We start from the raw sequence: 19,682 nt of genomic DNA on the forward strand, positions 1-19,682 counted from the left end.
CGGCCCTCGGCTACATCGGGACCTCGGTGTTATCTCCCCCCGCCCCGGGCCCGCCGCCCCCCCCGGGGGGCGCCCCGGGCCCGGCCGGGCCGCACCGCCGGCCGGACCAGATGGAACAGACCGAGCAGCACGAAAGGCGGGGACCTCGACCGTGTACCTGTCCACCATCGAACGAGCACCGAAGGACGGCGCGGGCAGCGCACCGCGTACCACCTTCGCGGCCGTCGGGCGCAATGTTCTGGCGCTGGGCGCCGTCAGCCTGATCACCGACATCTCCGCGGAGATGGTCACCGCCGTCCTTCCTCTCTACTTCGTCCTCACCCTCCAGATGAGCCCGGCCGCCTACGGCCTGATGGACGGCCTCTACACCGGCGCCACCGCACTGCTGCGCCTGGTGGGCGGCTATCTCGCCGACCGCACCCTGCGCCGCAAAGCGGTCGCCGCCGTGGGCTACGGCGTCTCGGCGCTCGCCAAACTCGGGCTGGTGGCGGCCGGTTCCTCGGTGGGCGCGCTCGGCGCGGTGATCGTCGCGGACCGTACCGGGAAGGGCCTGCGGAGCGCGCCGCGCGACGCCCTGATCTCGCTCTCCGTGCCCGAACCCGTGCTGGGCCGGGCCTTCGGTCTGCACCGCGCCATGGACAGCGCGGGCGCCTTCGCCGGCCCGCTCGTCGCCCTGGGCCTGCTCTCGGTCATCGGGGCGGCCTCGCCGCGGGCGTTCGGTGCCATCTTCTTCACCAGCTTCTGCATCGCCGTCCTGGCCGTTGTCGTCCTGATGGCGTTCGCCCGTGACCACCGGGCGGCGCAGCCCGCCACCCGCACCGTCAGTCCCCGCGCCGTGGGGGACCTGCTGCGCCGGCGCGGCGTGCGCCGATTGGTGTACGCGGCCGGTCTGCTGGGACTCGCCACCATCGGCGACGGCTTCGTCTACCTCCAGCTGATGCACCGTCAGAGCGTGTCGGCCGGCTGGTTCCCGCTCTTCGCCGTCGGCACCAACCTCGTCTACCTCCTGCTCGCCACCCCGCTGGGCGCCCTCGCCGACCGCATCGGCCGCACACCGATGCTGATGTGCGGCTACGGCATGCTCTTCGCCGTCTACGTGCTGCTGCGCTCCCCGCTCTCCGGCACGGCCGCCACCGTCCTCGTCCTCTGCTGCTACGGCACCTTCTACGCCGCCACCGACGGCGTCCTGATGGCGCTGGCCGGCCCCGTCCTCCCGCCCGCCCTGCGCACCACCGGGATGGCGCTGGTGCAGACCGTCCAGGCGCTGGCCTACTTCGGCTCGTCCGTCGCATTCGGCGCCGCCTGGTCGCAGTGGGGCGCCGGCCCCGCCTCCGCCGCGGCGGCCGGTGCCGTGCTGCTGGCTGTCGCCCTCACCGCGGGTGCATTGGCCCGCCCCCTCGTCGAGGAGACCACCGCATGAACCGGCGCAGCCCCCTGCTCGTGGTGACCGTGACCGCGGCCGTCCTCACCGTCCTGGCAACGCTGGCGATCCGGCATGCCGCCCGGCCCACCGCGGCCACCGGCCCGGCCGCCGCCGTATCGGTCGCCCCCGGCCCGCGCATCCTTGCCCGCAGCACCGCCCCCGGTAGCCGAGACCAGCTGATCTCCGTCCGCGCCGACCGGCCCGGGGCGCGACGCGTCACGTCATCGGTCACCTGCGCCCGGGTCTATGCGGCCGGCGGCACCGCCTTGTGCCTGCGCCTGGACGACGGTCTCAAGACCTACCAACTGGCCGTCATGGACGACCGGTTGAAGGTGCGCCGGACCATTCCGCTGGTAGGGGTTCCCAACCGGGCGCGGGTGTCACCCAGCGGCCGGATGGTCGCCTGGACGGTCTTCGTCGCCGGCGACTCCTACAACGGCGGCCGCTTCTCCACCCGGGCCGGCATCCTCGACACCCGTACGCAGCGGCTCATCCCGACACTGGAGGACTGGCACGTCACCCTGCACGGCAAGCCCTACACCGCCGTTGACCTCAACGTCTGGGGCATCACCTTCGCCTCCGACGACCGGCACTTCTACGCCACCCTGTCCACCAGGGGGCACCGCTACCTGGTCCGCGGCGACCTCGCTCACCGCACCCTGCGCGCGCTCCGCGCGAACGTCGAGTGCCCCTCGCTGTCCCCCGACGGGACCCGGATCGCCTTCAAATCGGCCCGCGACGACCAGCCCTCCCACGGCTGGCGGCTCTCCGTCCTGGAGGTGGCCACGAACCGGGTCACACCCCTGGCCGAGACGCGCTCCGTCGACGACCAGGCGGCCTGGCTAGATGCGCGCACCGTCGCCTATGCCCTCCCCAAGGGGCGCGGCCGTTCCGACGTCTGGCAGGTGCCGGCCGACGGCTCGGGGGCACCGCGGGTGATGCTGCGCGACGCCGCTTCGCCCGCGGCCCTCACCCGCGCGCACTGACTGCCCCTGAGTGGCCGTCAGCTGGTCGCGCTAAGGCGCTGGACGCGGTCCTCGTCGTGGGTGCGGGGGCAGGTGAGGCAGGTGTCGTTGGGGCGCAGGGTGTAGTAGAGGCAGCAGGTGGTGCGGTCGCGGGTGGGCAGGGGCTCGCCTCGGGGGCCGGTCAGGGTGCGGAAGCCGGCGCTTCCCGGGTAGGGGGCGGTGGCGCCCGGCAGCAGCTGCTCCAGTGCGGCCACCGCGCGTGGCTCCTCGCCCAGTAGTTGCGCCACGTGCCAGAGGCCCTCGACGATCTCGTCGGATGCCATTCCCCAGAGCGCCCGCGACCCGCGCCGCATCCGGGGGCGGAAGCCCTCCAAGACGGGTCCGAGATGTCCGGCCACCGCGGACCGGACCTCCGCGCGCAGTGCCTCCTCGTCCGGTACCACCCGGGCGCCGGGCAGCGCCGCCGCCGGGTCGTCCGGGAGGCAGGCGAACGCGCTGATGCGCACCGCCATCCGGCCCAATGCGCGCTGCGTCGAGACGTCCTGGACGGGCAGTCGCGGGACCCGGCGGTGCAGGAACCAGGGGACGGTGAACAGCAGACAGGCCGGCCAGGCGTAGCGGTGCAGTGCGAAGCTCGCGACCACGTCGGGCCGGGCGGGGCGGCCGTGGTCCCGGAGGATCTGTGCGTCGTCCCAGGCGAGAAAGGCGTCGAGGGTCTCGCCGCCGGCCGCCAGCCCGGCCGCGCAGACCCAGCCGTCGCCGCTGGGCGGCGCCGTGTGCCAGGTGGACACCCGCAGCCCGGGAAATGCCTCGGAGAGCCGGGCGTAAGCCTCGGCGACGGGGTGGGTCGCGGCCGGGGCGGCGAGAACAGAAGTCATGGGGGAGACCACCGAATCGCGGATCGTTAGGCAGGTAAGGCTTACCTTATCCGAAACTACCCGCGCTCGATCGGCGTCAGTCCCGGCGGTCCGGCGAGCTTCCGGGACCGGCGCACGGATTTGTACTGTGGCCCGCGCCGCCTATGGTGCTGGGATACGTCAGGAGGATCCGTCATGGAACAGGGCACAGCGGAACAGGAGCCGGTCGCGCGGGCATGGGTGCCCGCGCAGCCCGGTCCCGCCGCGCCCCGGCGGCACTCCGTCCGCGGCCAGGTGCTGGCCGCGCTGCGCCATGCGCTGGCCGGCGGGGAGCTGGCCCCGGGTGAGGTCTACTCCGCCCCGGCGCTGGCCGAGCGCTACGGCGTCTCCGCGACCCCGGTCCGGGAGGCCATGCAGCAGCTGGCGTCCGAAGGGGCCGTCGAGGTCGTGCCCAACCGCGGCTTCCGGGTCGCCGAGTGCAGCTCCCGGGACCTCGCCGAGCTGGCCGAGGTCCGCAGGATGCTGGAGGTGCCCGCGATCATCCGGCTGGCGCGGGCGCTGGCCCCGGAGCGCTGGGAGGAGCTGCGCCCGCTCGCCGTGGCGGGTGTGGCCGCCGCCGCCCGCGGGGACCGGGCCGGCTACGCCGAGGCCGACCACGCCTTCCACGTCGCCCTGATGTCGCTCACCGGCAACCGCCGGCTCACCGAGGTCGCCGGCGACCTGCTGCGCCGCGCCCAGTCGCCGGCCGGCGGCCCCCGGCTGCGTACGGCCGAGCTGCTGGCCGACGCCTCCGAGCACACGGCGCTGCTCGACGCCCTGGTGGCCCAGGAGTATGCGGTCGTCGAGCGGATCGCCCGCGAGCATGTCTCGGTGGCCCGGCACCCGCACTGAGGGGTGTCGGGCCACGGCGGCTCAGTCGGGCAGCAGCTCCTCCATGGGCAGCGCCGCGACATCGGCGGCGGGCCGGGAGAGATAGAGCTCGGCGTGGTAGAAGCCGTCACTTTCCTTGCCCGCGGTGGACAGGCCGCGGGCGGCCAGCGCCTCGAATGTCGCCTGCCGCTCGCCGCCGTCGGCGAACCGGCGCTGCCGGAAGGTACGGGTGGTGAGCTTCTCCGTCACCAGGCCGGCCCGGGCCAGCAGTGCGGAGACGGGCTGGTAGGACACCGTGCGCAGGACGAACGCGGCGACCCATGGCGGCCTGGAGACATGGTCGAAGAGATGACCGAAGGTACGCGCGGTGATGTAGCCGACGCCGCCGGTGACCGTGATGAGATCGGTGCCGGCCAGGACCCGTCGCAGCTCCGGGCTCGGCTCGTCGAGCTCCAGGTTCTCCGCGAATCCGTGGTCGAGCAGACCGACGGCTCGGGCATAGGCGACCGCGCGGTCCGCCGCGTCGATGCCGGTGATCCGGAAGGGTGCGGCGTTCCGCCGGTTGGCGAAGAACGTGCGGTCCTCTTCGAGGAGTTGGCGGGTGGTCGGCATGCCCGCGCCGGGCGCCGTGTAGTGCCCGTAGAGGTCCGAGAGGGACAGCCGGTAGTTGAGCAGCGCGGCGTTGACCCCGTACGAGCAGCAGAGGTCGACGACGTTCAGTGGCGGGCGGTCGCTCCGGTGCCGCTGGAGGGTCTCGGCCACGGCGCGGAAGACCGCTTGGCCGTGGTGCGGAATCTGGTAGTCCAGGGGGTTCAGAGTGGTGAAGTACCGACGGGGATCCGGGCAGTTGTAAATCGCCTCGAAATCTGCCTTGCCCCAGTCCGTTCCAGTGGTCGTATTCGTCACTCCTGCTGTCATCTATGGCCTCCTGTCAAGGCTGTGCCAGTGGGTGGGGACCCCAGCTGGTCCCGGACCAGCATCCAAGTCCCTGCCGCCGCCTCACAGTGCGACTTGCGGCCATTCTCGGGGCCTGTGGGGCCTGATGGAACACCCCTCGCCCTCGGCTTCCGCCCATGGTCCCACCTCATGGTTCCCCCGGCTCGTCGACCGCAGGGGCGGATGGCAACCATCGCGCCCCGGCCGATCCACCGTGGCGACCGTCCAGATCCGGCCAATCGCGGCGCGAGGGGGCATGGCTGACTACGGGGGGTTGACGGCGCGGGGGTGAAGAGGCAGGGCCGGTGACAAGAAGAGGCAAGGGCGGTGACAAACGGAGGACGGCCAACCGCTCACCCTCGGCGTGTGGTTGGCCGTCCTCCGCGCTTCCCGTTGACCGCTCTAGGTCGCCGTGACCGCGGTGGGCAGATGGTCCGCGAGCCAGGTGGGGACGCCGCCCATGAGGCGGAACAGCCGGGCGGCCTCGGCGCGCAGCCGTGGTGCGTCGGTGTCCGGGACGGCGTCGGCCAGCGCCGCCAGGGCCGGTGCCGTGCCGATGAGGAAGCCCAGCTCCTCGCGGATCCGCAGCGACTCGGCGAAGCCGTGCCGGGCCTCCGCCACGTCGCCGTCGCGCAGCGCCAGCCCGGCCAGATGGCGCCAGGTGAAGGACAGCAGCAGGGTGTCGCCGTGCGCGGTGGCGCCGGCGTGCGCGCGGCGGTAGGCGGCGCGCGCCGCGTCCGGACTGTCGGCGACGTGCTCGGCCATCAGCCCGCGGCGGAAGTCCAGCAGCGGGCGGCCGGGCGCGGCGGGCGCCAGCAGCGCGGCGGCCCGGCCGAGCGCCGAACGCGCCTCGTCGGCCCGGTCACGGACGCCCAGGACCGTGGCGGCGTAGGCGAGATGGCCGCGCTCGCAGGCCGCGCCGCCGCGCTCGTCGTCACCGCTCGCCAGGGCCTCGGCGCTGCGCAGGGCGTCCTCCGCCGCGGCCCAGCCGGTGGCCGTGAACATGCAGCGCTCCACCAGGAGCGCGGCGCGACGGAGCGCCGACGGGGCGTGATGGACGGAGTGTGGTTCCAGCAGCGCGGCCGCGTCGTCCCAGCAGCCGCGGGAGCGCAGTCGCCAAACGGCACGGTCGAGGGGGCTGTCCCCCTCGACCGTGCCGTGTGCCGGTGCCTCCGGTGCGGATGCGGGTCCCGGTACCGCGAGCGGTGCCGGCTCCGCAGAACTGATGGGTTCCACGGGATCCGCGGATCCTGACATGGCGGTATCCGCCACATTGCCCTCCCCTAGCGCGCCATTGAGCTGGAAGTTGCAAGACCGTGGGCGAATCTCAGCACGGATTCCGTCGTGCGGCCAAGGGGCTGAGTGAATGTTTTCACAATCACCTGGTGCGCGGTTCTGACGGGGGGCGCGGCGCTGATCGGGCGCGCCGCGCGGTGCTGCGCCCGCTCGCGCCCGTACGCCGTGAACGGGATGCCGCCCGATCGGATTACCCCGAACGGCGCAGCCCGGGCCGACGGGGTCACGCCCGCGGATCGGTCCCAGCTGTCGCGGGTGGGACGGGGCTCGGCGCCGTCCCGTCGTCAGCTCATCCGCAGTGCCAGGAAGAAGTCGAGCTTGTCCTCCAGGCGGGACAGATCACGGCCGGTCAGCTGCTCGATCCGGCCCACCCGGTAGCGGAGCGTGTTGACGTGCAGGTGGAGGCGGCCGGCGCAGCGGGTCCAGGAGCCGTCGCAGTCCAGGAACGCCTCCAGCGTGGGGATCAGCTCGGCACGGTGCCGGCGGTCGTAGTCGCGCAGCGGGTCCAGCAGGCGGGCGGTGAAGGCCCGGCGGACGTCGTCCGGCACGAACGGCAGCAGCAGCACATGCGAGGCCAGCTCCTCGTGCCCGGCGGCGCAGACCCGGCCCGGACGGGCGGCGGCGACCCGGCGGGCGTGCCGGGCCTCCTCCAGCGCACCGCGCAGCCCCTCCGCCGAGTGCACCGAGGCGCTCACGCCGACCGTCAGCCGCCCGTCGTCCGCCAGGCCGCGGCCCAGCGGCGCCTGGACGACGGAGAGCAGCTCATCGGCGTGCAGACCGGCCGCCGAGGAGTCCCCGGGCTCGTCCGGGACGGGCAGCGGCACCAGCGCCACCGCCTCGTCGCCGGTGTGGGCCACGGCGATCCGGTCGGAGGGCTCCGGACCAAAGGTGCCCGGGTCGACCAGCACCTCCTCCAGCAGGCTCTGGGCCACCGGGCCGCCGGGGACGTCGCCGTCCTCCCACTCGACCCTGGCCACCACGATCTGCCAGTGCGGCGCGGTGCCCAGTCCGGGCAGCAGCACCGGGGCCGCCACCCGCAGCCGGGCGGCGATCTCGGCCGGCGGTGCGCCGGTCTGGACGAGCTCCAGCACCTCCTGGGCGAGCCGGCGGCGGACCGTACGGGCCGCGTCGCGCCGGTCGCGTTCCACGGCGATCAGCTGGGTGACGCCGTGCAGCAGGTCGAGGCGCTCCTCGGGCCAGTCACCGGCGTCCGCCTCGACGGCCAGCAGCCAGTCGCTGAGCAGGGTCTGGCGCAGGTCACGGCCGTCGTGGCGGATCGGGAACAGCGAGAACGTGCCGCCGGCGCCCTCCAGGGTGACGCGGTGCGGGCCGCGGCGGCCGCTGCGGGCGGCCGCCAGATGCTCGCCCGCGAGCCGGGCGGCCAGCTCGGTGGACAGCTCGGGCCCGGCGCCGGCCAGCGTCGACCCGGCGATCTGCCGTCCGGTGGGGGAGAGCACCCAGGCCCGCAGATCCAGGTCGGAGCCCAGCAGGTCCAGGACCACCTCCGGACCGCCGCCGGTGGGGCCCGACGTCATCAGCCGCCGGTGACGGTCCACCACGGCCGCGAGGTCACCGGCCCGTTCGCTGGAGACCTGGCGGACCACATGTTCGGTGATGGAGGCGAACGAGACGTCCTCGACGACCGAGAACAGCGGCAGCCGGTGCCGGGCACAGGCCGCCACCAGGTCGTCCGGGACCGAGCCCAGCTCCGCCTCGCCCGCCGCGAGTCCGGCGACCCCGGCGGCGGCCAGGATGCGCACGAACCGCTCGGAGTCCTCGGGGGCTCGGCGCCAGGCCAGGCCCGTCAGCACCAGTTCGCCGCCGGAGAGGTAGCGGCTGGGGTCACGCAGGTCGGTGGTCATCACGCCGCGTACGGTGCGGTCCAGCTCGTCCTCGCCCCCGAGCAGCCGCAGGCCCAGGGAGGGGGTGTCCAGGAGTGCGCGGAGCCGCATGACCTCGCCCGCCGTTCTTTGCTGTCTGGTGTTGCCGGTGGAATGCCGCGAGGTTTCAGAGCCTCGTCTTTCGTTCGAATCTACAAGACAGGTGCCGTGGCCAGCCAACCGCTTCATGGTTTCGGTGACTGCACCGGGCGGTGCGGGGCGCGTTCACTGAGTCTCAACCGTTAACGAGACATGAACGGCTCCATGGCGATGTGAGCCCAGCGTCCTCACCATGAGTAACGAACGACCGATTTCGTAGAAGAGGCCAACCATGGACTTCCTTCGCCCCGCCAGCTGGGAGGAGGCGCTCGCCGCCAAGGCCGAGCACCCTACCGCTGTGCCCATCGCGGGCGGCACGGACGTGATGGTCGAGATCAACTTCGACCATCGCCGCCCCGAGTACCTGCTCGACCTGAACCGCATCGGTGACCTGAGCGAGTGGGAGGTCGGCGAGAAGACCGTACGTCTGGGCGCCTCCGTTTCCTACACCCAGATCATGGAGAACCTGCGGGCCGAACTCCCGGGCCTGGCACTGGCCTCGCACACCGTCGCCTCCCCGCAGATCCGCAACCGCGGCGGCGTCGGCGGCAACCTCGGCACCGCCTCCCCGGCCGGTGACGCGCACCCCGCCCTGCTCGCCTCGGGCGGTGCGGTCGAGGTCGAGTCCGTACGCGGCCGCCGGATGATCCCGATCGACGACTTCTACGTGGGCGTCAAGCGCAACGCCATGGAGCCCGACGAGCTGATCCGGTCGGTGCATCTGCCGAAGGCCGACGGACCGCAGCAGTTCTCCAAGGTCGGCACCCGCAACGCCATGGTGATCGCGGTGTGTGCCTTCGGTATCGCGCTGCACCCGGAGACCCGCACGGTGCGCACCGGCATCGGTTCCGCCGCGCCCACCCCCGTACGGGCCCGCGAGGCCGAGGAGTTCCTCGCCGCGGCGCTGGACGAGGGCGGCTTCTGGGAGTCCGGCAACCCCGTTCCGCCGTCCGTCGCCAAACAGTTCGCGCAGCTCGCCGCCGGTGCGTGCAGCCCGATCGACGATGTGCGCGGCAGCGCCACCTACCGCCGGCACGCGGTCGGCATCATGGCCCGCCGCACCCTCGGCTGGACCTGGGAGTCCTACCGCGGCAACGAGAGGAGCGCACAGTGCGCGTGACATTCACCGTCAACGGCCGCCGCCAGGAGGCCGACGACGTCTGGGAAGGCGAGAGCCTGCTGTACGTCCTCCGGGAGCGAATGGGCCTGCCGGGCTCCAAGAACGCCTGTGAGCAGGGCGAGTGCGGTTCCTGCACGGTCCGTCTCGACGGGGTGCCGGTGTGCTCCTGTCTGGTCGCCGCGGGCCAGGTGGAGGGCCGTGACGTGGTGACCGTCGAGGGGCTGGCGGACTTCGCCAAGCAGCGCGCCGAGGGCGGCTGTGCCTCCGGTGTCTGCGGCACCGGTCTCGACGAGGCCCAGCAGTGGCAGGCCCGCCCCACGGTCTCCCAGACCGGCGAGCAGACCGAACTCTCCCCGATCCAGCAGGCGTTCATCGACGCCGGTGCGGTCCAGTGCGGCTTCTGCACCCCGGGCCTGCTGGTCGCCGCGGACGAACTGCTGGAGCGCAACGACTCCCCGTCGGACGCCGATATCCGGGAGGCACTGTCGGGCAACCTGTGCCGCTGCACGGGCTACGAGAAGATCCTCGACGCGGTCCGGCTGGCAGCCGCCCGCGGCGAGAACCACACCGCCGGACAGGGGGCCTGAGCATCATGACCGGCACACCGCCACGAGCCGCTACCGCTCCGGGCCGTACCCCCACCAACCTCACCCAGGGCAGCAAGACCAAGGCCGGCATCGGCGAGTCCACGCTGCGGCCCGACGGCACCCTCAAGGTGACCGGCGAATTCGCCTACTCCTCGGACATGTGGCACGAGGACATGCTGTGGGGCTTCACCCTGCGCTCCACCGTCGCGCACGCCGAGATCCGTTCCATCGACACCGCCGAGGCCCTCGCGACCCCGGGTGTCTACGCCGTCCTGACCTATGACGACCTGCCCACCGACGTGAAGAACTACGGCCTGGAGATCCAGGACACCCCGGTTCTCGCGCACGGCAAGGTGCGCCACCACGGTGAGCCGGTGGCGCTGGTCGCCGCCGACCACCCGGAGACCGCGCGCCGCGCCGCCGCCAAGATCAAGATCGACTACGCCGAGCTGCCGGTCGTCACCGACGAGTCCTCCGCCACCGCCGAGGGCGCCCCGCTGGTCCACGAGAACCGCACCGACCACCACATCGGGCACGTCCCGCACCCGAACATCGTCCACCGGCAGCCGATCATCCGCGGCAACGCCGACGAGGCCGCCGAGAAGGCCGATGTCATCGTCTCCGGCGAGTATGTCTTCGGCATGCAGGACCAGGCGTTCCTCGGCCCGGAGTCCGGGCTCGCGGTGCCCGGCGAGGACGGCGGTGTCGATCTCTACGTCGCCACCCAGTGGCTGCACTCCGACCTCCGCCAGATCGCCCCGGTCCTCGGCCTGCCCGAGGAGAAGGTGCGGATGACGCTGTCCGGCGTCGGCGGCGCGTTCGGCGGCCGCGAGGACCTGTCGATGCAGATCCACGCCTGTCTCCTGGCGCTGCGCACCGGCAAGCCCGTCAAGATCGTCTACAACCGGTTCGAGTCCTTCTTCGGGCACGTCCACCGGCACCCGGCGAAGCTCTGGTACGAGCACGGCGCCACCAAGGACGGCAAGCTCACCCACCTCAAGTGCCGGATCGTGCTGGACGGCGGCGCCTACGCGTCCGCTTCCCCGGCCGTGGTCGGCAACGCCTCCTCGCTCGCCGTCGGCCCGTACGTCGTCGATGACGTCGACATCGAGGCCATCGCGCTCTACTCCAACAACCCGCCCTGCGGCGCGATGCGCGGCTTCGGCGCGGTCCAGGCGTGCTTCGCCTACGAGGCGCAGATGGACAAGGTCGCCAAGAAGCTGGGCATGGACCCGGTCGAGTTCCGGCAGCTCAACGCCATGGAACAGGGCACGATCATGCCGACCGGGCAGCCGGTCGACTCCCCGGCCCCGGTCGCCGAACTCCTCCGCCGCGTCAAGGCGATGCCGCTCCCGCCGGAGCAGCAGTGGCTGACGGCCGGGGCGGGCGCCGATGTCCGGGCGCTGCCCGGCGGGCTGTCCAACACCACCCACGGCGAGGGCGTGGTCCGCGGTGTCGGCTACGCCGTCGGCATCAAGAACGTCGGCTTCTCCGAGGGATTCGACGACTACTCCACCGCCCGGGTGCGGATGGAGGTCGCCGGCGGCGAGCCGGTCGCCACGGTCCACACCGCGATGGCGGAGGTCGGCCAGGGCGGCGTCACCGTCCACGCCCAGATCGCCCGTACGGAGCTGGGGGTCCAGCAGGTCACCATCCAGCCGGCCGACACCCAGGTAGGTTCGGCGGGTTCGACCTCCGCCTCCCGCCAGACCTACGTCACCGGCGGCGCGGTCAAGAACACCTGTGAGCACGTCCGCGAGCAGGTACTCGACATCGGCCGGCGCAAGTTCGGTTCGTACCACCCGGCGTGGGCCACCGCCGAACTCCTGCTGGAGGGCGGCAAGGTCGTCACCGACGGCGGCGAGGTCCTCGCCACCCTGGCGGACGTCCTGGAGGACGAGGCGGTCGATCTGGAGCTGGAGTGGCGGCACCGCCCGACCGAGCCCTTCGACCTGCGGACCGGCCAGGGCAACGGCCATGTCCAGTACTCCTTCGCCGCCCACCGCGCGGTCGTCGAGGTGGACACCGAACTCGGCCTGGTCAAGGTCGTCGAGCTGGCCTGCGCCCAGGACGTCGGCAAGGCGCTCAACCCGCTGTCCGTCGTCGGCCAGATCCAGGGCGGTACCACCCAGGGCCTGGGCGTGGCGGTGATGGAGGAGATCATCGTCGACCCCAAGACCGCGAAGGTGCGCAACCCCTCCTTCACGGACTACCTCATCCCCACGATCCTCGACACGCCGACCATCCCGGTCGATGTGCTCGAACTCGCCGACGAGCACGCCCCCTACGGGCTGCGCGGTATCGGCGAGGCCCCCACCCTGTCGTCCACCCCGGCCGTCCTCGCGGCGATCCGGAACGCGACCGGGCTGGAGCTCAACAAGACGCCGGTGCGGCCCGAGCACCTCACCGGCACATAGAGAGCCGTCCGGGGGCGACCCCGGACACCGGCCTCCGGGCGGTGCGTGTCAGGGGTGTCCCTGTCCGTCCTCCTCCGCGTACCGCCCGGAGACCGGCCCCCGCAGTCGCAGTACGCAGTCGCTGCTCCGGTCCGCCGGAGCCAGCACCCCCGTTCGTCTCGGGCCGTCCCCCGGGTCGTGCAGCCGAAGATCCATCCCAAATCTCGCACCCCGTGCGAGTGCCCCTGTGAACCTTGGGAGTAAGGCACCATGACCCAGCAGTCCACCGAGCCGAGGACGACGGCGGAAGACGCGGGCGCCGGCTCACGTCAGCCCGCCGGCCGCTCCTGGCTCGACCGGTACTTCCACATCTCCGACAGAGGATCGACGGTCGCGCAAGAGGTGCGCGGCGGCATCACCACCTTCATGGCGATGTGCTACATCCTCCTGCTCAACCCGCTGATCCTCTCGACACCGGACGTGGAGAAGCACACCCTCGCGCATGCCGGCGTGGTCACCGCGACCGCGCTCGCCGCGGCGGTCTCCACACTGCTGATGGGCTTCATCGGCAAGGTGCCGCTGGCGCTCGCGGCCGGTCTGAACGTCTCCGCCGCGCTGACCGCCCAGGTCGTCCCGAACATGACCTGGCCGCAGGCCATGGGGATGTGTGTGGTGTACGGCGTGGTCATCTGCCTGCTGGTGGTGACCGGACTGCGCGAGATGATCATGAACGCCATCCCGCTCGCGCTCAAGCACGCGATCACCATGGGCATCGGGATGTTCGTCGCGCTGCTGGGGCTGGTGAAGGCCGGTTTCGTGGGCAAGGGTGAGGGCGGCCCGGTCACCCTCGGCCTCACCGGGCAACTGGCCGGCTGGCCCGTCCTGTTCTTTTGTGTGACGCTGCTGCTGATCTTCGCGCTCCAGGCCCGCAAGGTGCCCGGCGCCATCCTCATCGGCATCGTCGTCGGCAGCGTGCTGTCCATCGCGGCCACCAGGCTCGGCGGGCTGACGGCCAAGGACTGGGGCGGCACGCCCCCGGAGCTGACCGGCAGTGCCGTCGCGATGCCCGACTTCGGCCTCTTCGGTCATGTGGAGTTCGGCGGCTGGAGCTCCATCGGCGCCCTCAGCGTCGGCATGATCGTCTTCACCCTGGTGCTGGCCGGCTTCTTCGACGCCATGGCCACCATCATCGGCGTCGGCACCGAGGCCAAGCTCGCCGATGACAAGGGCCGGATGCCGGGCCTGTCCAAGGCGCTGTTCGTGGACGGCGCGGGCGGTGCCATCGGCGGCATCACCGGCTCGTCCGGTCAGACCGTGTTCATCGAGTCGGCGAGCGGTGTCGGCGAGGGGGCGCGGACCGGCCTGTCGTCCGTCATCACCGGCCTGTTCTTCGCGGCCTGCCTGTTCTTCACGCCGCTCACCCAGCTCGTCCCGGCCCAGGTGGCCTCGGCCGCCCTCGTCGTGATCGGCTCGATGATGATGAGCGCCGCCGGCCATGTGGACTGGCGCGACCGCTCGGTGTCCATCCCGGTGTTCCTGACCGTGGCCCTGATGCCGTTCACGTACAGCATCACCGCGGGCGTCGGCGCCGGTGTCATCGCCTACGCCGCCATCAAGGCGGCACAGGGCAAGTGGCGGGAGGTCGGCGGCTTCATGTGGGTGCTGACCGCCGTCTTCGTCGTCTACTTCTCGCTTCATCCGATCGAGCAGTGGCTGGGCGTCAAGTAACCGCCCGCCAACTGCCCCCGTCCGTTAGGAGACCGACATGCTGGACATCGCCGAAGAGCTGCACCGGTGGGTCGAGCAGGGCCGTGCGTTCGCGGTGGCCACCGTGGTGGACACCAACGGCAGCGCGCCCCGCCAGCCCGGGGCCGCGCTGGCCGTCGACAGTGACGGCACGGCGATCGGGTCGGTCTCCGGCGGATGTGTGGAGGGGGCGGTGTACGAGCTGTGCCAACAGGCGCTGGAGACCGGTGAGCCGGTTCTGGAGCGCTTCGGCTACAGCGACGAGGACGCCTTCGCCGTGGGCCTGACCTGCGGCGGCATCATCGACATCCTCGTCCAGCCGATACGGACGAGCGCCCCCGCGACCACCGGCGACGGCGGCTTCGCGGGGGAGCGGGCGGACATCACCGCCGGCACGCTCGCCGCCGGGCTGGCCGCCGCCGCGTCCGGAGAGGCGGCGGCGCTCGCCCGGGTCGTCCAGGGCCCCGCCGGACTCCTCGGCCGCGCCCTGCTGGTACGCGCCGACGGCAGCCACACCGGCACCCTCGGCGGCCACCCCGTCCTCGACCGCACCGCGGTCGAGGAGACCCGCGCCCTGCTGGACGCCGGGCGCACCACCAGCCTGGAGATCGGCACGGGCTTCGCGCCCGGTGAGGAAGCGGAGGACGAGGACGGTGCGCAGCGCAGCGGATCGCGCTGTGGCCAGCCCGTGGTCCTGCTCGTCGAGTCCGCCGTCCCGCCGCCGCGCATGATCGTCTTCGGTGCCATCGACTTCGCCGCCGCGCTGGTCAGGGTCGGCAAGTTCCTCAACTACCACGTCACGGTCTGCGACGCCCGCCCCGTCTTCGCGACCAGGGCCCGCTTCCCGGACGCCGACGAGATCGTCGTCGACTGGCCGCACCGCTACCTGGACTCCCAGCACCTCGACCCCCGCACGGTGCTCTGCGTGCTGACCCACGACGCCAAGTTCGACGTCCCGCTGCTGGAGCGGGCGCTCAAGCTCCCGGTCGCCTACGTCGGCGCGATGGGCTCGCGCCGCACCCACCTGGACCGCCGGCAACGGCTGCGGGACGTCGGCCTGACCGAACTCGAACTGAACCGGCTGCGCTCACCCATCGGCCTCGACCTCGGCGCACGCACGCCGGAGGAGACCGCCCTCTCCATCGCCGCCGAGATCGTCGCCAACCGCCGCGGCGGCACCGGCGGCCCGCTGACCGGCGCGCATACGCCGATCCATCACGACACGGGCCGGACGGTGGGTCGGATCGGGTCGGTGGCTTGAGGGGGCCGGCCGCGGGCCCCCCCGCAAAAACAGGGTGAAGCTTCCGGGGCGCCGGGTTAGCGTCCCGGGGTGACCAGTGACGACGACCACGCGCGCGCGACCACGGCCCTCCGGGACATCCCCGAGGCCGACCTCGACCAGGCCCTGGACCTGGTCCACCTCGCCTTCCACCTCAAGCCCGCCGACAAGACCCGCGCATACCACCGCAGGATGCTGCACGACTGCACCCGTATCGGTGCCTACGACGACGGGCGGCTGAACGGGGTGGCCGGCGCGCACCGCGTCACCCTCACCGTGCCGGGTGGTCAACTCCCTTGCGCCGCACTGGACTTCGTCTCCGTCGCGCCCACCCACCGGCGCCGCGGCATCCTCACCGCGATGCTGGACGAACTCTGGCGCCGCTGCGCCGACGAGGGCCGGCCGGTGTCCTGCCTCTGGGCGTCCGAGAGCGCCATCTACGGCCGCTTCGGCTACGGCGCCGCCACCGAGTCGTACCGCGTCGAGATCGACTCCTCGCGCCCGCTCGCGCTGCGCGTCGCCCCCGACCGCCGCCCGCTGCGGCTGATCGACCCGGTCGACGCGCCCACCGTGCTCGCCCCGCGCTACGACGCGACCCTGCCGCAGCGCGCCGGCCGCTTCACCCGCGACGCGGCCTGGTGGCGCGAGCATGTGCTGGACCTCGACGGGTCGCGCGGCGGCGACGACCGGGACGGCTTCGGCGCCGCGCGGGTGGTGACGCTGGGCGACCCCGGCGAGACCCCCGCCGGCTATGCCGTCTACCGCACCCGCGGCCCGGGCGAGGACCGCCCCGGAGTGGTCCTCGTCGACGAACTGGAGGCGGAGTCCGCCCCCGTCGCCGCCGCCCTCTGGTCCTACCTCGCCTCGATCGACCTCACCTCGGCGGTACGGGTCCCGGCCCGCCCCGCCGACGACCCGCTCCTGCACCTCGCCGCCGACCGCGACCAGGTGCGCGTCACCGGCCAGGAACCCTCCCTGTGGCTCCGGCTCGTGGACGTCCGCGCCGCGCTGACCACCCGCTCCTGGGCGGCCCCCGTCGACCTCGTCCTCGACCTGCGCGACCCCGCCCTCCCGGCCAACGCGGGCCGCTTCCGCCTGACCGCCGGCCCCGACGGCGCCACCTGGCATCCCACCACCGAGGCCCCCGATCTCTCCCTGGACGTCCGGGAGTTGGCGTCCTGCTACCTCGGCGCCACCCCCCTGCGCCACTTCGTCCACGCCGGACTGCTCACCGAACACACCCCGGGCGCGGCCCGCCAACTGGACGCCGCGCTGGCGACGGAGTGGCTGCCGTTCACCGGGGAGAACTACTGAGCCCCCCGCCCGTGCCCGTCTCCCCGCCCCCACCCCGCCGGGACCGCAGCGCCGCCATCACCAGCACGTCGTGCCAGGTGCCGTCCCAGAAGAGGGCCTCGCGCAGCCGGCCCTCCACCTCGAAGCCGCACTTCTCGTACGCCCGGCGGGCGCGCGGGTTGTAGTCGTAGACCTCCAGCTGTACCCGGTGCAGGCCCACCCGGTCGAAGGCGTGGTCGAGCAGCAGCCGGGTGGCCTCGCTGCCGATGCCGCGGTCGGTGGCGTCCGGGACGAGGGCGATCCGGAAGCTGCCGTGGGCGTTCGGCGGATCGATCTGGCTCAGGGCGAGTTCGCCGAGGAAGTCACCGGTTTCCCGGTCCTCGATGGCGAGGTCCAGACGGTCCGCGCGGTCGGCGCTGCCGGCGCACCACGTCTGCAACTCCGCGAGCGTGAAGTCATGGTGGGTGCCGGTCAGCCGGCGCGTCTCCGGGTCCTGGCAGGCGGTGTGGAAGGCCGCCGCATGCCGGATGGCCAGCGGGGCGAGACGGACCCGGGGGCCGGTGAGCACCGGCTTCTCGGCGAGTGCGGTGGCGTCGATCATGGGGGGATGATGTCCGGGCGGCGGCATCGCGGCAAGGCAATTGTCCGGCCGGGGTGCGCCGCCCGGAGCGAGGGTGCGGCCGGGCACGGGGGAGTGGGCCGGCCGGGAGGGGAGAGGCGTGGAGCTGCGGCAGGTGCGGTACTTCGTCACGGTGGCGCAGGAGCTGCATTTCGGGCGGGCGGCGGAGCGGCTGCATATCGTCCAGTCGGCGGTGAGCCAGCAGATCCGGCGGCTGGAGCGGGAGTTGCAGACCGAGCTGTTCGACCGTTCGGCCCGCCAGGTGCGGCTGACGGCCGTCGGCGAGCGGTTCCTGCCGGAGGCGCGGGCGCTGCTCGCCGCCGAGGAACGGGCCCGCGCCGCCGTCGCCGAGCTGACCGGCGGACGGGGTGCCACCCTGCGCCTGGGCACGAGCACGGGCCTGGGCGCCCACCTCGACCGGGTGCTGGACACCCTGGCCCGCCTCGCCCCGGAGACCCGGGTGGAGCTGGTGGCCGTACGGGCCCGGGACCGGCTCGACCGGGTGGCGTCCGGCGAGCTGGACGCCGCGTTCCTCCGCGGCGATCCGGATGACGCCGGCCGGGACGGGCTGCGCTTCGTCCCGCTGTGGCAGGACCCGCTGGTGGCGGTCGTCCCGGCCCGGCACCCCCTGGCCGCCGCCCCCGGCCCGGTCGCGCTCGCCGAACTCGGTCCCGTACCGCTGGTGCTGACCGCGCGCCGCAACAACCGCGCCCTGGTCGACCTGGTCGTCAACGCCTGCCACGACGCCGGCTTCGTCCCCGTGCCGGGCCCCGTCTACGGCTCGTTGGACGACACCCTGACCGCGATCGGCGCCCGCGGCCCGGAGGACGGACTGTGGACCGTCGTCTACGCCTCGCACGCCCGCCGGCTGAGCACCCCCCGGGTCGCCTTCCTCCCGTTCCGCGACCCGGGCATGGAACTCACCACCTCACTCGCGGTGCGCCGGACCGACCCGCCCGCCGGGGTGGAGCCGCTGCTGCGGGCCTGTACGGCGCCGGACGGGAGCGGGGCGCTCGATCTCGATCGGTGATCGCTGTGTGCACGATCCGCTTCTTGGTCGCACGCGCCGTTCGCGATGGACTGAGGACACGCCGGTCAACCACCGGAAACCCGGGGAGAACCCGGGCCCCCAGGCCGGGCAACACCATGAACCTCTGCGTCCTCTCGTTGCCCAACGGCCTTCCTCAAAGAGGGAGTTCCTCATGCCCACGGTCACCGTTCAGCAGGGCCCGCGCAGCGTCGAACTGAAGCGGGAGCTCGTCAAGCAGATCACCGATGCGTTCGTGGACGCGTACCGCATCCCCGCCGAGACCGTGACGGTCTGGATCCAGGAAGTCCCCGCCGACAGCTGGGGCGCGGCGGGGACTTTGACTGCCGACAAGTAGCCGTCGGACGGGCGGTCCGGCCTTCACGGGGGAGGGCCGGAGCGCCGCCCGTCAGGTAGCCCCCGCCCGCCCTACGGCAACACCCCCGCCCGCCGCGCCGCGACCACTGCTTGAAGGCGGGTGTGGGTGCCCAGCTTGCGCATGGCGGAGCGGAGGTAGCTCTTCACGGTTTCCGGGCCGAGGGTCAGGCGCTCCGCCACCTCCGCGTTCGTGGCGCCCGTTGCGACGCAGGCCAGTACGTCCAGTTCGCGTGGGGAGAGGGCGGGGGCCGCGGCGTCCGTGCCGGGGCGGCGGGAGGAGGCCGTGGCGAGCCGGGCGCAGGCCGCCAGGAGCTGCTGGCGCAGCAGCGGATCGCCGACCCGCTGGGCCAGGCCGCGCAGCTCGCCGTGTGCCTCGCGGACCTCTTCCCACCGGGCCGGATCGTCGGCGGTGGATGGAGCCCCCTGGGCCACCGACAGCAGCCGCGCGGCCTCGTCCTGGAGCAGGAGTGCCTGTTCCAGCTCCCGTGCCACGTCCATGGCGGCCGAGAGCGGACGGTCGCCGAGCCGTACCGGGCGGCGCAGCGCCCCGTACAGCACCCCGCGCACCCGGCGCCGGACGATCACCGGTACGGCGAGCACCGAGCGCAGCCCCTCGGCGGCCACCGCCGCGTCGTACTCATGGCTGATCACCGATGAGGCGCTGTAGTCGGTGACCGCGAGCGGGCGGGACAGCGCCACGGCCTTCCCGCCCAGCCCGTTGCCCCGCACGATGTCCAGGCCGCGCAGCACCGCGGTCTCCGTACCGGCCAGCTCGTTGATGCGGTAGTGCCCCGCACCGGCCCGCAGACCGCCGAACGCCACCGGCAGCCCGCTGTCCCGCCGCAGCCGCGACAGCGCCGCCCGTACGTCCGCCGTCTCGTGGGCATCCGGGTCGAGCCGCACGCCGAACC

The 19,682-nt window shown here is 73.0% G+C and carries 17 protein-coding genes; 11 read left to right on the plus strand and 6 right to left on the minus strand.

Annotated features, from left to right (window positions below; translation table 11 throughout):
• Nucleotides 1-151: 151 nt before the first annotated feature.
• Both ACFWJW_RS34650 and ACFWJW_RS34655 read left to right on the plus strand, forming a co-directional pair.
• Nucleotides 152-1,420: an MFS transporter gene (locus tag ACFWJW_RS34650; protein WP_387248690.1), complete on the plus strand. Its 1,269-nt coding sequence runs from the start codon at nt 152-154 to the stop codon at nt 1,418-1,420.
• A complete protein-coding gene (locus ACFWJW_RS34655; protein WP_387248692.1) occupies nt 1,417-2,409 on the plus strand; it encodes a hypothetical protein in 993 nt (330 codons plus the stop codon). Before ACFWJW_RS34650 ends, ACFWJW_RS34655 begins: the two co-directional genes overlap by 4 nt.
• A 17-nt stretch (nt 2,410-2,426) precedes the next feature.
• On the opposite strand, the gene ACFWJW_RS34660 is transcribed toward ACFWJW_RS34655, so the two are convergent.
• The gene (locus ACFWJW_RS34660; protein WP_387248694.1) at nt 2,427-3,266 is read right to left on the minus strand and encodes a (2Fe-2S)-binding protein; all 840 of its coding nucleotides are present in this window, start codon (nt 3,264-3,266) and stop codon (nt 2,427-2,429) included.
• Between the two features lie 174 nt (nt 3,267-3,440).
• Between ACFWJW_RS34660 and ACFWJW_RS34665 the strand changes: the two genes are divergently transcribed.
• Nucleotides 3,441-4,136, plus strand: a complete 696-nt coding sequence (locus tag ACFWJW_RS34665) for a GntR family transcriptional regulator (protein WP_387248696.1) — start codon at nt 3,441-3,443, stop codon at nt 4,134-4,136.
• Between the two features lie 21 nt (nt 4,137-4,157).
• On the opposite strand, the gene ACFWJW_RS34670 is transcribed toward ACFWJW_RS34665, so the two are convergent.
• The 3 genes from ACFWJW_RS34670 to ACFWJW_RS34680 form a co-directional block, all read right to left on the minus strand.
• Nucleotides 4,158-5,033, minus strand: a complete 876-nt coding sequence (locus ACFWJW_RS34670; protein WP_387248698.1) for a hypothetical protein — start codon at nt 5,031-5,033, stop codon at nt 4,158-4,160.
• Between the two features lie 420 nt (nt 5,034-5,453).
• On the minus strand, nt 5,454-6,308 hold the full coding sequence (locus tag ACFWJW_RS34675; RefSeq protein ID WP_387248699.1) for a hypothetical protein: 855 nt from the start codon (nt 6,306-6,308) through the stop codon (nt 5,454-5,456).
• A gap of 323 nt (nt 6,309-6,631) precedes the next feature.
• On the minus strand, nt 6,632-8,299 hold the full coding sequence (locus ACFWJW_RS34680) for a PucR family transcriptional regulator (protein ID WP_387248701.1): 1,668 nt from the start codon (nt 8,297-8,299) through the stop codon (nt 6,632-6,634).
• Between the two features lie 259 nt (nt 8,300-8,558).
• Here ACFWJW_RS34680 and ACFWJW_RS34685 point away from each other — a divergent pair, with 259 nt between their 5' ends.
• From ACFWJW_RS34685 to ACFWJW_RS34710, 6 genes are all read left to right on the plus strand, one after another.
• Nucleotides 8,559-9,446, plus strand: a complete 888-nt coding sequence (locus ACFWJW_RS34685; RefSeq protein ID WP_387248703.1) for an FAD binding domain-containing protein — start codon at nt 8,559-8,561, stop codon at nt 9,444-9,446.
• The gene (locus tag ACFWJW_RS34690) at nt 9,437-10,033 is read left to right on the plus strand and encodes a (2Fe-2S)-binding protein (RefSeq protein ID WP_387248705.1); all 597 of its coding nucleotides are present in this window, start codon (nt 9,437-9,439) and stop codon (nt 10,031-10,033) included. Before ACFWJW_RS34685 ends, ACFWJW_RS34690 begins: the two co-directional genes overlap by 10 nt.
• Nucleotides 10,034-10,038: 5 nt before the next feature.
• Nucleotides 10,039-12,450 (plus strand): xanthine dehydrogenase family protein molybdopterin-binding subunit, encoded by a 2,412-nt coding sequence (locus tag ACFWJW_RS34695; RefSeq protein WP_387248707.1) that lies wholly within the window; start codon nt 10,039-10,041, stop codon nt 12,448-12,450.
• A 249-nt stretch (nt 12,451-12,699) separates the two neighbouring features.
• The gene (locus tag ACFWJW_RS34700) at nt 12,700-14,157 is read left to right on the plus strand and encodes an NCS2 family permease (protein WP_387248709.1); all 1,458 of its coding nucleotides are present in this window, start codon (nt 12,700-12,702) and stop codon (nt 14,155-14,157) included.
• A 37-nt stretch (nt 14,158-14,194) separates the two neighbouring features.
• Complete coding sequence (locus tag ACFWJW_RS34705; RefSeq protein WP_387248711.1) at nt 14,195-15,436, plus strand: XdhC family protein; 1,242 nt, start codon at nt 14,195-14,197, stop codon at nt 15,434-15,436.
• Nucleotides 15,437-15,505: 69 nt separating this feature from the next.
• Nucleotides 15,506-16,768, plus strand: a complete 1,263-nt coding sequence (locus ACFWJW_RS34710; protein ID WP_387248713.1) for a GNAT family N-acetyltransferase — start codon at nt 15,506-15,508, stop codon at nt 16,766-16,768.
• Here the strand turns inward: ACFWJW_RS34710 and ACFWJW_RS34715 are convergent.
• A complete protein-coding gene (locus ACFWJW_RS34715; protein ID WP_387248715.1) occupies nt 16,749-17,348 on the minus strand; it encodes a GNAT family N-acetyltransferase in 600 nt (199 codons plus the stop codon). The genes ACFWJW_RS34710 and ACFWJW_RS34715 overlap by 20 nt on opposite strands.
• A 118-nt stretch (nt 17,349-17,466) precedes the next feature.
• Between ACFWJW_RS34715 and ACFWJW_RS34720 the strand changes: the two genes are divergently transcribed.
• Complete coding sequence (locus tag ACFWJW_RS34720; protein ID WP_387248717.1) at nt 17,467-18,396, plus strand: LysR substrate-binding domain-containing protein; 930 nt, start codon at nt 17,467-17,469, stop codon at nt 18,394-18,396.
• A 172-nt stretch (nt 18,397-18,568) separates the two neighbouring features.
• The gene (gene dmpI / locus ACFWJW_RS34725) at nt 18,569-18,751 is read left to right on the plus strand and encodes a 4-oxalocrotonate tautomerase DmpI (RefSeq protein ID WP_387248719.1); all 183 of its coding nucleotides are present in this window, start codon (nt 18,569-18,571) and stop codon (nt 18,749-18,751) included.
• Nucleotides 18,752-18,822: 71 nt separating this feature from the next.
• Here the strand turns inward: dmpI and ACFWJW_RS34730 are convergent, their stop codons facing one another.
• Nucleotides 18,823-19,674 carry a response regulator transcription factor gene (locus ACFWJW_RS34730; RefSeq protein ID WP_387248721.1) on the minus strand — a complete coding sequence of 284 codons (852 nt, stop codon included), beginning with the start codon at nt 19,672-19,674 and terminating at the stop codon, nt 18,823-18,825.
• Nucleotides 19,675-19,682 lie beyond the last annotated feature (8 nt).

This window comes from Streptomyces sp. NPDC127097 (assembly GCF_042724075.1).
In the GTDB taxonomy this organism is placed as follows: domain Bacteria; phylum Actinomycetota; class Actinomycetes; order Streptomycetales; family Streptomycetaceae; genus Streptomyces.